Raw genomic sequence first — 14,203 nt, 5'->3', positions numbered from 1 at the left:
CTCCGTCAAGGAAAAACACTTTACAGCGCATCAACGTTTCCTATCATACCCGAATGGAGAACCCGTTGTCAAGTAAATTCCCTTAACATCTGCAATCACTTGAAAAGGTTGCTGTGATGGCATGCTTCGTTGGAGATTATCCAACTATATTGCTTGTTTTTGTATTTCCATGCCTTTTGATTGTAAATAATCCAACGAGTTAAGCATAAATCCGCCCCCAAGCATTGATTCATGGAATCTCGTTGGCATTTATCCAATGCTTCCTTGAAATCGGGCCGTTCTGACGAGAGATCCTATAAAGCCCCCTAATCACCTTGGACACTTTCAGGCTAAACGATATACAATAAAAATTAGCTGGAGGTAGTTCGAATGAGAGTTCAGCACAGTAAGTTCGATGAGCTGCGAATACAGGTCGTCGAGGAAGCACTGGACCGGGGGAATGTGGCACTAACCGCTCGAAAACATGGTATCTCCCCCTACTCTTTATACAAATGGGTAAAACAATACCGAGATGAGGTGGAGATAACGATGGGTAAGAAGAAAGACCTGAATAACCTTAATCCACAGACTGCCCAGGAATGGGAACAGAAATATGAGCAGGCAGCTAAACTTCTTGGTGAGAAAGAACTTGAGATAGCGATCCTGCGAGAACTTGTAAAAAAAAAGTATCCACACATCCAATTCAAGTGGCCCGAAAATGGATCCTGAAAGGCTACAAGGTGCGTCCCGTGCTTAGGATCTGTGGTGTGCCGCATTCTACTTACTACTATTCTCTCAAGCATACGAGCCCTAAACAAGCACCTAAAGGTGGCCGTCCTGTATCGGGATATTCCTATACTTTTGAAGGGAAGAAAGTGACAGATACACGAATCAAACGCCTGATTATAAAGCTGTTGGAAGGCGAGGAACACACCTACGGATACCGAAAGCTGACCATCGCCTTACGCCGGCAACATAACCTTAAGATTAACAAAAAGAAGGTGTACAGGCTCTGCAAAGAACTTGGTATCCTAGGCAAGCCTGTAAAACCCAAACACTCCTATCCGCGCAGACTAGCGAACAACATGGAAGTAACAGGTCCAAACCAATTGTGGCAAATGGACATTAAGTATGGTTTCATCGCTGGCCTGGAGCGGTATTTTTACACTGCAAGCATTATAGATGTATACGATCGTAGCGTAGTTGGACAGTACCGTGGCAAGGAATCCAAGACAGAAGACTTGCTTACTACTCTGCACAAGGCTCTTTTAAAAAGAAGTGTGTACACGCAAGGAACGCCACTCGTAGTGCGTACCGACAATGGTCCGCAATTCAAGAGCCACAAGTTCAGAGCGTTTTTTGAAAACAACGAAATGCTGATCCATGAAAGAACACCGAATCGAACGCCAAACAAAAATGCGTATATTGAATCGTTTCACAGCATCTTGGAACGAGAGTGTTTCAGATGCCATATCTTTATGAGTTTTGAAGAAGCATTCGATGTTCTTGACCAATTCATGGACTTCTATAATAACCGCCGAATTCACATGAGTTTATACGGCTACTCCCCTGCTCAATTTATAGAAAAGTTAGAGAAAAACGAAGTAACTGCATTTAAAATTGCCGTATAACTGCGTGTAACCAGGGTTTGATCCTAAAGTGTCCAATATTCGGGGGCCCGGCCGGATCGTTGGAATTTATCCAATCAAGTTACAACAGTGCTACAAAAAAAGCAACAACCACCGGAGCATAAGCTCCAGTGGTTGTTCACCTCTCTCATCGATGCGGGAGAAGATACAGCAGGATCGCGAAGAAATGCGTCACGCTGCCCGCAAGGACGAACAGATGCCAGATGGCGTGATGATAAGGAAACGCACGCCACACATAAAACACGGTGCCAAGCGTGTAGAGAAGCCCTCCGGTAACCAGCAGCACAATGCCCGGATTAGGCACGGCCGCCACTAACGGACCCCAGGCAATCACGATCAGCCACCCCATGATGAGATAGAAGATCGTAGACATGAACAGGAATCTTTTGACGAAGAAGGCTTTAAACACGACACCGAGCAAGGCAATCCCCCAGACGATCCCGAACAAGCTCCAGCCAAGCGGGCCGCGGACCGCTACCAATAAGAACGGAGTGTACGTTCCAGCGATATAAATATAGATAGAGGAATGATCGAAAAATTCGAACAGATCCTTAATCTTGCCCTCTTTGAAGCTGTGTACCAATGTCGAACACGAATACAACAGCAGCATACTCACCCCGTAAATCGTAAAGCTGACGACATGCCAGGCCGTACCCTTCATACTGGAGAAGACGATCAGCAGCACCAGTCCCGCCAAGCTGAGCAGCGCTCCGATCCCATGAGTTATCGCATTAGCGATCTCCTCCCGGCGTGGATAAGTATGCGTATTGGCCATCATTTCGCCTCCTTTTTTTGATCTCATTATTCTATAAACATATGGACATTAGCCCAAAACGGTTACACTTGCTCTTCCTCGGATTCTTCCTCTTCCTTGATCAAACCGGCGAACAAGCCGTGTACGAATTGCTCGGAATCGAACTTCTGCAGGTCTTCCATCTTTTCGCCGAGGCCGACAAGCTTCACCGGCAAACTCAGTTCCTGGCGGATTGCAATGACGATCCCGCCCTTGGCCGTACCGTCCAGCTTAGTCAATACAAGGCCTGTGACGCCGCTCTTCTCGCCGAACAGCTTCGCCTGGCTTAGCGCGTTTTGGCCGGTAGTAGCATCAAGCACCATGAGAACCTCATGCGGAGCGCCCGGAATCTCCCGCTGAATGACGCGGAAGATCTTGTTCAGCTCCTCCATAAGGTTGGACTTGTTCTGCAAGCGGCCCGCCGTATCGCATAGCAGAATGTCCGCTCCGCGCTGCTTGGCTGCCTGAACCGCGTCGAACATCACCGCGGCCGGATCGGAACCGGCCTGCTGCTTGATGACATCTACGCCGACCCGATTGCCCCAAACTTCCAATTGCTCGATCGCACCGGCACGGAACGTGTCTCCTGCCGCCATAATCACTTTTTTCCCCTGTTGCTTGTAATGGTGCGCAAGCTTCCCGATCGTCGTCGTCTTACCGACTCCATTGACACCTACAAACAGAATGACGGTGATTCCATCGGGATTCAGCTTCAAGTCATTGTTCTCGTCTCCGCGCAGCAGCCCCACGAGCTTTTCGGACAGGATCGGCTGAAGCTCTGCCGCATCTTCGATCCGGCGTTTTTTCACTTCGGAACGCAGCTCATCGATCAGGTCCATTACCGTATTCACGCCGACATCGGCACCGATTAGAATTTCTTCAAGCTCCTCAAAAAATTCCTCGTCTATTTTTTTGCGCCGCGTCACCAGCTCGGTTACTTTTTCCACAAACCCTTTGCGGCTTTTCTCCAGTCCGTCCTTGAACTGTTTAGTTACCGACTCGGTTTTGGAGGCGATGCTCTCTTTTAGTTTTTTAAAGAAACTCATAGGTTCCCTCCTAGTATATTCTCATCAAGCGATTTCCATCGTTTCCTCGTCTTCGAGCTTCACGGATACGAGCTTCGACACGCCGCCCTCTTCCATAGTTACCCCGTAGAGGACGTCCGCTTCTTCCATCGTTCCTTTGCGGTGCGTAACGACGATAAACTGGGTTTGTTCGGAAAACTCACGCAAATATTGGGCAAACCGCACCACGTTCGCTTCATCCAGCGCGGCCTCCACTTCGTCGAGCACGCAGAACGGCACAGGCTTAACCTGCAGAATGGCAAACAGCAGGGCCATGGCGGTCAAGGCGCGTTCTCCGCCCGAAAGCAACTGCAGGTTTTGCAGCTTTTTGCCCGGCGGTTGAGCTACGACATCAATCCCGGTTTCGAGCAGATTCTCCGGATCGATCAGGATGAGATCGGCACGTCCTCCGCCGAAGAGCTTCGAGAATACGATGACGAATTCGCGGCGGATCGCATCAAATGTCGTTTTGAATCGTTTGGACATTTCGTCGTCCATTTCCTTGATGACCTGGTACAGCGTCGTTTTCGCTTCCACCAGATCATTCTTTTGCTCGCTCAGGAACTGGTATCTTTCGCCGACCCGCTGATATTCCTCGATGGCGCCCAAATTCACTTCGCCCAGCACCGTAATCTGCCGCTTCAGTTCCTTAACGTCCGCCTGAGTCTGCGGAACATCCTCGGGCACTGTATAAAGCATCTTGGCCCGCTCATAGCTAAGTTCGTAATCGTCGCCGAGCTTGCGCAAAATATTATCCAGCTCCACATCGAGACGATTGGCTTGGATTTCGGTTTGACGCAGTTGTTCTTCGACCGTTTTCAGCCCAAGGCGCTGCTCTTTTGTTTCGCTTTCGCCTTCCTCCAGCTTCTTCACGAGCACGGAGCGGGAGGCCCGTTCCAATTCCAATTGCTCGCCGGCGCGTTCCTTCTTCAATTTAAAATCGTTAAGATCTTGGCGCTGGGTTACGCTTTGCCGCTCATTCTGTTTTAAATCAGACTCGATCGACTGCAAAATGCTGCGGTTCTGATCAAGCTCCTGTTTCAGGATGCCGCAATCTTCTTCGGCGCGCCGCAGCTGCTCGCGGAGCGAAAAGCCTTCCTGATCCAGCTTGCCTTCGCGAACTTTAAGACCAGTGAGAAGATCCTGCAGTTCTTCTTTGGCCGATTCATTGGCTTTACGCGCAAACTCGGCGGCTTGAATGGACTGCTGGACAGTCTGCTCTTCTTTCTCCAGTTCCGCCAGCTTCGCTTCAGCGTCCGCCTTATTCTTGTCCAGATCCTCCAATTCCTTGAGGTAATGACCCTTTTCCTGGCCATATAGCTGGAATTGTTCCGAAACATGTCTCCATTCATGATCGACCTGCTTCAAGTCGCCGGCTATGGATTGCTCCTCCGTACGCTTGTTGTCGCCAGCTTCACGAAGGCGATCCAATTCAAGTTCCGCCGCCTCCATCTGTTCGCGGACATCTTTAAGGCCTTTGCGGAGTTTATCCAGCATATCTTCGCTCTCTTTGATGTCCCCTGCCAGCTGATCCAGCTGGCGCTTCCGGCCCAGCAGGTTACTGTTCTTTCTGTGCTGGCTGCCCCCGGTCATCGAGCCGCCGGCGTTGACAACATCACCCTCCAGCGTCACGATGCGGAACCGGTACTGGCAGCGCGCCGCCATCTTGTTCGCCCGCTCCAGATCGCTGGCGAAAACCACATTGCCGAGCAGGCTGCCAACGATATCGGCGTATCTCGGCTCAAAGCCAACAAGCTCCGCACCGATGCCGACAAAGCCGTCGGCATCCTCCATTTGGCGCTTATCAGCGGCCGAAATTTGCCGCGGCCGGATCACGTCGAGCGGCAGGAACGTCGCTCGGCCCAGCTGGCGCTGCTTCAAGAAAGCGATCGCTTGCCGGGACACGGATTCGTTCTCCATCACGATGTGCTGCATCGCAGCGCCGAGCGCCGTTTCCACGGCGATTTCCAGCTTCTCCGGTACCCGGATCAGCTCGGCAACCGCGCCGTGCACCCCGCTCAAGGCTGATTTACGGGAAGCCTTCAGGACTTCCTTTACCCCCAGAGCAAAGCCGTCGAAATCCTCTTCCATTTCCTTCATCGTATCGCGGCGGGACACTAGTCCTTCCCGCTTCTGTTCCCATTTCCGGATGCCGTTCTGGCTCTCTTCCGCCAGTCTTTGCATCGACTGGTAGCGTTCGCTCTCGGAAATGTACTTGCCTCGCAAGTCGGCGATTTCTTTGCCGAGCTGCTCCAGCACACGCTCAAGCTCGCTCTTCTTGCCCTTCAGCCGGTCAAGCTCATCGCGCCATTTGGCTCCCTCCTCTTCGGAACGGGTCATCCGGCGCTGTACGCTTTCCTTTTGCTGATCGGCGGAACGTATCTCACCCCTTGCTTGAGCCATCAGGTTCATGATTTCGAGCAGTTGGCCTTTAAGGCCCTCCTCCTGCGCCTGGCTGATACCCCCGGTAACGCCTATAAGCTTTGCTTCCTCGGCCGACAGCTCCGTTCGCAGCTCCGTAAGTTGCTGCTCCGCAGCAGCGAATTTAGTCGCCAGACCGTCCAGTTCCGCAGCCCGCTGAGCATAACGCTCTTCACTGACGGCGAGCGATTGCCGAAGCTGGTCCCTGTTCTGCGTCAGGTTCTTGGCACGCTCTTTAAGCACTTCGCCAAATCCTTCGCTCTTCTCGAAGCTTTCACTGTATTCCAGCAACTGCCCCTGAAGAACCTCGATCTGATCTTCCACCTGCCGAAGCGCTAGCCGGTCGCTTTCCAGCTTTGCATCATGGGCCGACACGATCGTGGACAAGGCGGTCTGCTCTTCCTGCAGCTTGGTCAGCCTGCTGTTAGCCTCGCTCCAGGTCTCATGAATTTGCTCGATTTGATGGACATATAACGAAATTTCTTTATTTTTCAGCTGCTCGCGCAGTTCCTTGTATTTGTGAGCCTTATCCGACTGCTCCTTAAGCGGGCCGATTTGATCCTCAAGTTCACTGACCAGATCGTGAATGCGCAGCAGATTTTGTTCGGTGTCATCGAGCTTGCGCCGGGCATCGCGCTTCCGGCTCTTATATTTGACTATGCCCGAGGCTTCTTCAAAAATACCTCTGCGATCCTCGGAACGGGTGCTCAGAATTTCTTCAATCCGCCCTTGTCCGATAATCGAATAGGCTTCTTTTCCGATCCCCGTATCCATAAACAGCTCGGTAATATCCTTCAACCGGCAAGACTGCTTGTTAATCAGATATTCGCTGTCTCCGCTGCGGTGAACCCGGCGGGTAACGGTTACCTCGCTGAAGTCGAGCGGCAGAGCATGGTCGGTATTGTCCAGCGTCAGGGAGACTTCCCCGTAATTTACCGCTTTCCTGGCATCACTTCCGGCGAAAATAATATCCTCCATCTTTCCGCCGCGCAGCGATTTGGCGCTCTGTTCGCCGAGCACCCAGCGAATCCCGTCGGAGATGTTGCTTTTTCCGCTGCCGTTAGGTCCTACTACAGCGGTAATGCCCCGGACGAATTCCATTTCCGTCTTGTCGGCAAAAGATTTAAAACCTGCTAACTCGATCCGTTTCAAAAACATACGTTCACGATCACCTCTAACGACTATTGTATCATACCCGCGGCCCCGTAGGACAGGCGAAGAAAACAGATTCCGCAGCAGGATTTAGCCCGAATTTTAGTTAAACGATTCCCCCGGACTGCCATATAAATTTACTTGTAACCGGAACTCGTGCTGAATGTAACAAAAAACAGCCTTACCCGGCCAAAAAGACCGACTAAGGCTGCATTTCCTAATCTATGCCTGGCATCATACGAAGCGCCACCCGTCCGGTTAGGAAGGATTCTGCTCGCTTTGTTTAAGCCGTTCCAATGCAACGGCCGCCGCCTGCTGCTCGGCCTCTTTCTTCGATCTGCCGGTTCCCCGGCCCAGGCCGCGTCCTTCCATGAATACCTCGGACACGAATTCCCGTTCATGCGCAGGTCCGCGTTCCTCGACGATCCGATACTCAAGTACGCCCATATTATGATGTTGGGTCAGCTCCTGCAGCTCCGTCTTGTAATCCGTCGTCTGCAATTTGCCGTCCAGCATAATTTGGGAGAATACGTGACTATGAAGGAATGTCGTTACCGCCTCCAGGCCTTGGTCAAGATAGAGCGCGCCGACAAAGGATTCAAACACATCCGCCAGCAGAGCCGGACGAGTTCTTCCTCCAGTCAACTCTTCTCCTTTGCCAAGAAGAACGTATTTGCCGAATTCCAGACTTTCCGCGAATTTGACCAGGGAAGGCTCGCAAACGATCGCTGCACGCAGCTTGGTGAGCTCGCCTTCAGGCCGATCCGGGAAAATCCGGTATAAATGTTCCGATACCGTCAGTTCAAGAACCGCATCTCCAAGAAACTCCAGCCGTTCATTGTCCTCATGCTGGCTAAACCGATGCTCGTTCACATAGGACGCATGGGTGAAGGCCTGTTTCAAGAGCTGCTTATTTTGGAATGCCAGTTGAAGTTTTTGTTGTAACTGCTTAAGATCTCCACTCAACAGACTGTCCCCTTATGCTTCGAATTTCTTCAGAATAATCGTGGCATTATGCCCGCCAAATCCGAAGGAGTTAGACATGGTCACCCGTACATCCGCTTTTCTGGCTACGTTCGGAACATAGTCCAAATCACATTCCGGGTCCGGATTCTCCAGGTTGATCGTCGGAGCGATGACACCGTTTTGCAGCGTCAGACCGCAGATGACGGCTTCTACGCCGCCGGCAGCACCGAGCAAGTGACCTGTCATCGATTTGGTTGAACTAATCGCGACCTTGGATGCATGTTCGCCTAAAGCACGCTTGATGGCGATCGTTTCCGATTTGTCACCGACCGGGGTGGATGTTCCATGCGCATTGATGTAATCCACCTCGCTAGGATCGATGCCCGCATCGCGGATCGCCATCTTCATGCAGCGCTCCGGTCCGTTAGGATCCGGCTCTGTCATATGATGTGCGTCGCCGCTGAGACCGTAACCGATGACCTCGGCATAGATCTTTGCTCCGCGTTTTTGCGCATGCTCCAGCGATTCGAGGATAAGAATCCCCGATCCCTCGCCCATGACGAATCCGTCCCGTTCTGTATCAAAAGGACGGCTTGCCTTCTCAGGCTCGTCATTGCGGGTAGACATCGCCCGCATCGCACAAAAGCCCGCGAGCCCCGTAGGACGGATCGTTGCTTCCGCGCCGCCGCAAATCATCACATCGGCATCGCCGCGCTGAATCAGCTTATACGAATCACCAATGGAATGAGTTCCGGTCGCGCACGCAGTCACCGCCGTGCTGTTCGGACCTTTGGCTCCGAACAGGATCGATACATGCCCGGAGGCCATGTTTGCGATCATCATAGGGATAAAGAACGGACTTACACGCTTCGGACCTTTTTGCAGCAAAATATTATGCTGATCCTCCCACGTGCCCAGGCCGCCGATGCCCGAGCCGATCATTACGCCAACCCGTTCAGGATCAGCCTGTTCGGCAATATTCAAACCGCTGTCCTTCAGTGCGCTTGTTGCCGCGGCCACCGCAAACTGGACAAACCGGTCCATCTTTCTTGCTTCTTTGCGTTCAATATAATCTTCGGGATTAAAGTCTTTCACCGAAGCGGCAATTTGCGTCGGATATTCGCTGACATCGAAGGACTCGATCAAAGATACGCCGGATTTACCAGACGTAAGATTGCTCCAGAACGTCTCCAGATCATGTCCGAGGGCCGTTACTGCACCCATGCCGGTTACTACCACTCTATGTTTCAAACACACTCACCTCGTATAGACTTCATGTGTAATATCAAATTCCATATACCATCCAATAACAACCGGCGGTCAAAGAAATTTCCCTCTTAAGATGAGGAGAAGTCCCGCCTGCTTGATAAGGAGGTACGGGACTTTTAAAGATGACTTTAGGTATGAGATTGTATGTAGTTTACAACTTCACCTACGGTCGTGATCTTCTCTGCATCTTCGTCTGAAATTTCCAGGTCGAATTCATCTTCGAGTTCCATAACTAGTTCTACAACATCGAGCGAATCAGCACCCAAATCATCTTTGAAAGACGCTTCAAGCGTCACTTCGGCTTCATCTGCACCAAGGCGATCCACCACAATGCGTTTTACGCGATCCAATACATCGGACATCCGGTTCACCTCCTCCATGGTATTATACGAGAATTGAGAATAAAATGCCAGAAGCGAGATTGCAAATTACATATACATCCCGCCGTCTACGTGAAGCGTCTGCCCCGTCATATATGACGCGCCGTCCGAGGCCAGGAAAACAGTGACCTTGGCGATCTCTTCAGGCTGGCCGAGCCGGGCAAGCGGGATGCTTCCCAGCATTCCCTGACGGAGCTCCTCGGAGAGCTGCTCCGTCATATCCGTCTCAATAAAGCCCGGAGCAATGCAGTTCACGGTAATTCCCCGCGAAGCAAGCTCGCGCGCCGACGATTTCGTCAAACCGATTACTCCGGCTTTGGCAGCGACATAATTGGCTTGACCGGCATTGCCCAAGACACCCACGACGGAGGAAATGTTGATAATCCGCCCCGAGCGCTGTTTCATCATCGGACGAGTCACGGCTTTGATACCGTTAAACACACCTTTCAGATTCGTTTCGATCACAGCGTCAAACTCTTCTTCTTTCATTCGCATAATCAAATTATCTCTTGTAATGCCGGCGTTGTTTACCAAAATATCAAGCCGCCCCCATGCTTCGAGAACACCTTTGACCATGCCTTCAAACTCCTCGCTGTTGCCTACATGGGCTTTGACGGCGTATGCCTTCACGCCAAGCGCCTCGATCTCGGAAACAACGGAGTCAGCCGCCGCTGCATTCCCGGCATAGTTCACAACTACATTCGCTCCTGCCTCGGCAAGCGCCAGAGCGATGCTTCTGCCGATGCCGCGCGATGCGCCGGTGACCAGGGCATTCTGCCCTTCCAGGATTTTTGCCATCGTTCATTCATCTCCTTTCCAAGAGCTTACGGAGGTACCTTAAACTATAAAATACCAGAAAAGGATCGGCTTGTCAGTGGGTTTCAAACCGTATCTCGCAAAGCTTCCGCTGTTTGCTCCACACTTTCCAAGCTGCTCACATTAAAGGTACGGACGCTTTTGTCGATTTTCCGGATCAAACCGGTCAGCACGCTTCCCGGCCCGAATTCAATGAACGTATCGACACCCTGGGCGATTAACCAGGAAACGCTGTCCTCCCACAATACGGGGCTGTATACCTGCCGGATGAGAAGCTCCGGGATTTCTCCAGCACTCTGGGCGGGCCGTGCCGTCACATTCGCAACGACAGGGACAGAAGCATCGCGAATCGTAACATCCGCCAGCTTCTCACTTAAGCGTTCGGCCGCCGAAGTCATCAAGGAAGAATGAAACGGTCCGCTAACTTCCAGCGGGATTGCCCGCTTAGCTCCGATCTCTTTCACTCGCTCCACAACTTGAGACACGCCCTCTTTGCTTCCGGAGACCACGATTTGCCCGGGGCAATTGATGTTTGCCAGTTCCACGACGTTGCCGCCGCTCGTAATGTCCGCGCATAATCCAGCCAGAGCTTCCCGCTCGCCGCCCAGCACGGCCGCCATAGCTCCCTGCCCGCCGGGCACGGCCTGCTCCATGAACTCGCCGCGGGCGCGCACCGTAGCTACGGCATCCTCAAACGAGATGGCTCCCGCAGCCGTCAGGGCGCTGTATTCGCCCAGGCTGTGGCCCGCCATGTAGTCGGGTTTGAAGCCTTTGCTCGCAAATGCCTCATATAAAGCGACACTCGTAGTCAGCAGCGCAGGCTGCGTATTGGCCGTTTGCTTCAAATCCCCTTCCGGGCCTTCGAAGATCAATCGTGTCAGCGGGAATCCGAGCACGGAATCGGCCTGATCAAACATACGCCGAGTCTCCGGCGCGCTGTCATACATATCTTTGCCCATTCCTACGCTTTGGGAACCCTGACCCGGAAAAACATAAGCTATTTTCCCCATACTAGTCTATGCACTCCTTGTCACGCTATTATCAGAACCAGATTTGATTACCAGACAAGCACGGATGCTCCCCAGGTTAATCCGCCGCCGAAGCCTACCAGAAGGACGGTATCGCCTTCCTTCATCCGGCCTTCCTCAGCCGCTTCGACGAGCGCTAACGGGATAGAAGCCGCTGACGTATTCGCGTATTTATCCACATTGATAACGCACTTCTCCTCAGGCAAATCAAGCCGCTGCATCGCGGATTGGATAATCCGGATATTGGCCTGATGCGGTACGAAAAGGTCGATATCTTCCTTGGTCTTCCCTGCTTTGCGCAGCACTTCCTCGGTAGCCGTGCCCATTACGCGGACCGCGAATTTGAACACTTCCCGGCCGTTCATATAAATGAAATGCTTGCCGCCTTGCACAGTCTCTTGAGAAGCCGGCAACCGCGAACCGCCGCCTTCCAACTTCAAGAGCGGGCCGCCTGCACCTTCCGCGCCAAGGTCAAATGAGAGGAAACCCCGGCCTTGCGGTACTTCTCCAAGAACGACCGCTCCGGCTCCGTCACCAAACAGGACGCAGGTGTTGCGGTCGGTATAATCCGTAATGCGGGACAAAGTATCGGCCCCGATAATGAGTGCGTTATTGTACATCCCGGTTTGTAAAAAACCGTTAGCCGTCGCCATGCTGTAAACGAAGCCCGAGCAAGCGGCCGACAAATCGAATGCAGCTGCCTTCTTGGCGCCGAGTTTATCCTGCAGAATGCAGGCTGTCGAAGGAAACGTCATGTCAGGCGTTACCGTCGCGACGATAATCAACTCCAGATCTTCCGCCGCCATACCCGCAGATTCAAGCGCCCGTACGGCCGCCTCATACGCCAGATCGGAGGTTGCCTGTTCCGGCGCCGCGATATGACGCTCGCGGATACCTGTCCGAGAGACGATCCATTCGTCGTTCGTCTCCACCATTTTTTCCAAATCCGCGTTGGTCAACACCTTTTCAGGTACATATTTCCCGAATCCGACTATACCTATCGAACGTAAACTCATGATTCCGCCCCCTGTTTCCCGCTGATTTCCTCTGATATGCTCTCCGTCAACCGGCTTTGAACCGCGGTTCGCGCTTGGCGAATCGCGTTCTTGATCGCTTCTCCGTCCGACGAGCCGTGTCCTTTGACAACCAAACCGCTAAGTCCAAGCAACGGTGCGCCGCCATGCTCCTTGTAATCAAGCGTCTGCTTGAGGCTCCGCATCGATGGCATGAGCACGGCCGCGGCCAATTTGTTCTTGAGCGATTTCGTGAATTCCGTCTTGAGCAGCGAGAACATGGCCCCAGCAGTGCCCTCCAGCGTCTTCAGCAGAATGTTGCCGGCAAAACCGTCGCATACCAGAACATCACAGGCTCCGGTCAACACATCACGGGCTTCCACATTGCCTACAAACTCGATCGGCAGCTCTTCCAGCAGCGGATAAGCCGCTTTGGTCAGTTCGTTACCCTTCTTGGCCTCGGTACCGACATTAAGCAGTCCGATCCGGGGTTTGGCAATACCGTGCACCTTTTGCCGGTAAACACTTCCCATCAGAGCGTACTGGGCCAAATGTTCGGGCTTCGCGTCCATGTTCGCTCCCAAATCCAGTGCGAGAACGCCGCGCCCGTCGAGCGTCGGAATCATCGGCGCCAGTGCAGGCCGTTCAATACCTTCCATCCGGCCTACGACGAGCAAGCCCGTCGTCATCAGGGCGCCCGTATTACCGGCCGAAATCATCGCATCCGCTTGGCCCTCGCGCACCATGCGGCCGGCGACGACCATCGAGGCGTCCTTCTTGCGGCGAACCGCTTTTACCGGCTCATCCTCCGCGTCGATCACCTCTTCGGCAGAGTGGATCGTAAGATTGGACGGTGCATTTATCAACAACGGCTCGAGGTCGCTCTTGCGGCCGACAAGAACGATGTCGATATCGCTCCATTCCTTGGCTGCCGCCAAAGCGCCCTCAACCGTACTCTTCGGCGCATGGTCTCCCCCCATCGCGTCAATCGCGATTCGCATGCCTAATTTCCTCCTTCATGAATGGGATTGTCATCGCCTGTTGAACGGTAGATGACGAAGTTCCCCTGGAATACCATTTCTTCACCGACATAGGTGAAGACTTCGACCTTGGCTTTGCCCTTATTCCCGGACATCGGGCGGACATAAGCTTTGGCGATGCATTTTTCCCCTAAATGGACCGACCTGATAAAACGGATATCCGCAGAAAAGGTCAATGCGATCTCATCGTTGATGACCGCGACGGCCAGGGAATTGGCCTGGGCAAATACATGGTGCCCCCGGGCGATGCCTGTCCGCGAAAATACATGCTCCTCACGGATTTCAAAAATAGAGATCCCGCTCTTATCCAACTGCAGATCGACGATATCCCCGATCACCTCGTGCAACGGCAGGGAACGAACCTGATCATAGGAACGTTCAGCCATCAGCTTCATTCGTTCGCGCAGCTCCGGGATACCTAGCTCCAACCGGTCCAGGCGAATCGTCTGGATGCTGACTTTAAGCTGCCGGGTCAGCTCCTGGTCCGTAACAAACGGATTTTCTTCTATAAGCTTCATAAGCTGTTGCTGCCTGGCCCTTTTCGGCAAGCGTTCGATGGATATCCCCCCCTTTTAAAGAACAGGATGAAACATTTATATTTTTATATGTTTATTTTAAACCTTGATTTTAGAA

Annotated in this window: 13 protein-coding genes; 2 read left to right on the top strand and 11 right to left on the bottom strand. The window is 52.6% G+C overall.

What is annotated here, in order from left to right:
* Positions 1–369: 369 nt before the first annotated feature.
* Together NYE70_RS02540 and NYE70_RS02535 are read left to right on the top strand one after the other, a co-directional pair.
* Complete coding sequence (locus NYE70_RS02540; protein ID WP_213653792.1) at positions 370–708, top strand: helix-turn-helix domain-containing protein; 339 nt, start codon at positions 370–372, stop codon at positions 706–708.
* An 11-nt stretch (positions 709–719) separates the two neighbouring features.
* Positions 720–1,610, top strand: coding sequence for an IS3 family transposase (locus NYE70_RS02535; protein WP_341044902.1), 891 nt, complete (start codon positions 720–722; stop codon positions 1,608–1,610).
* Between the two features lie 145 nt (positions 1,611–1,755).
* Here the strand turns inward: NYE70_RS02535 and trhA are convergent, their stop codons facing one another.
* The 11 genes from trhA to fapR all read right to left on the bottom strand — a co-directional run bounded on the left by trhA (position 1,756) and on the right by fapR (position 14,118).
* Entirely contained in the window at positions 1,756–2,403 is a 648-nt protein-coding gene (gene trhA, locus NYE70_RS02530; RefSeq protein WP_213654098.1) for a PAQR family membrane homeostasis protein TrhA, read from the bottom strand.
* A gap of 62 nt (positions 2,404–2,465) precedes the next feature.
* Positions 2,466–3,467 (bottom strand): signal recognition particle-docking protein FtsY, encoded by a 1,002-nt coding sequence (ftsY, locus tag NYE70_RS02525; RefSeq protein WP_211021320.1) that lies wholly within the window; start codon positions 3,465–3,467, stop codon positions 2,466–2,468.
* Between the two features lie 24 nt (positions 3,468–3,491).
* On the bottom strand, positions 3,492–7,064 hold the full coding sequence (gene smc / locus NYE70_RS02520; RefSeq protein WP_290405832.1) for a chromosome segregation protein SMC: 3,573 nt from the start codon (positions 7,062–7,064) through the stop codon (positions 3,492–3,494).
* A gap of 252 nt (positions 7,065–7,316) precedes the next feature.
* Positions 7,317–8,024, bottom strand: coding sequence for a ribonuclease III (gene rnc / locus NYE70_RS02515; protein WP_211021318.1), 708 nt, complete (start codon positions 8,022–8,024; stop codon positions 7,317–7,319).
* Positions 8,025–8,036: 12 nt separating this feature from the next.
* Entirely contained in the window at positions 8,037–9,275 is a 1,239-nt protein-coding gene (gene fabF, locus NYE70_RS02510) for a beta-ketoacyl-ACP synthase II (protein ID WP_211021317.1), read from the bottom strand.
* Positions 9,276–9,421: 146 nt separating this feature from the next.
* The gene (acpP, locus tag NYE70_RS02505) at positions 9,422–9,655 is read right to left on the bottom strand and encodes an acyl carrier protein (RefSeq protein ID WP_018750834.1); all 234 of its coding nucleotides are present in this window, start codon (positions 9,653–9,655) and stop codon (positions 9,422–9,424) included.
* Between the two features lie 66 nt (positions 9,656–9,721).
* Complete coding sequence (gene fabG / locus NYE70_RS02500; protein WP_211021518.1) at positions 9,722–10,471, bottom strand: 3-oxoacyl-[acyl-carrier-protein] reductase; 750 nt, start codon at positions 10,469–10,471, stop codon at positions 9,722–9,724.
* An 83-nt stretch (positions 10,472–10,554) separates the two neighbouring features.
* Entirely contained in the window at positions 10,555–11,499 is a 945-nt protein-coding gene (fabD, locus tag NYE70_RS02495; RefSeq protein WP_341044914.1) for an ACP S-malonyltransferase, read from the bottom strand.
* A 47-nt stretch (positions 11,500–11,546) separates the two neighbouring features.
* The gene (locus NYE70_RS02490; protein ID WP_445323740.1) at positions 11,547–12,533 is read right to left on the bottom strand and encodes a beta-ketoacyl-ACP synthase III; all 987 of its coding nucleotides are present in this window, start codon (positions 12,531–12,533) and stop codon (positions 11,547–11,549) included.
* The gene (gene plsX / locus NYE70_RS02485) at positions 12,530–13,531 is read right to left on the bottom strand and encodes a phosphate acyltransferase PlsX (RefSeq protein ID WP_211021314.1); all 1,002 of its coding nucleotides are present in this window, start codon (positions 13,529–13,531) and stop codon (positions 12,530–12,532) included. Before plsX ends, NYE70_RS02490 begins: the two co-directional genes overlap by 4 nt.
* A 2-nt stretch (positions 13,532–13,533) precedes the next feature.
* On the bottom strand, positions 13,534–14,118 hold the full coding sequence (fapR, locus tag NYE70_RS02480) for a transcription factor FapR (RefSeq protein WP_211021313.1): 585 nt from the start codon (positions 14,116–14,118) through the stop codon (positions 13,534–13,536).
* Positions 14,119–14,203 lie beyond the last annotated feature (85 nt).

It is taken from the genome of Paenibacillus sp. FSL R5-0407, assembly GCF_038009185.1.
GTDB classification, from domain to species: Bacteria; Bacillota; Bacilli; order Paenibacillales; family Paenibacillaceae; genus Fontibacillus; species Fontibacillus vini.
Note: the sequence above shows the minus strand (reverse complement) of the source record. Positions and strands in the feature narration are given on the sequence as shown.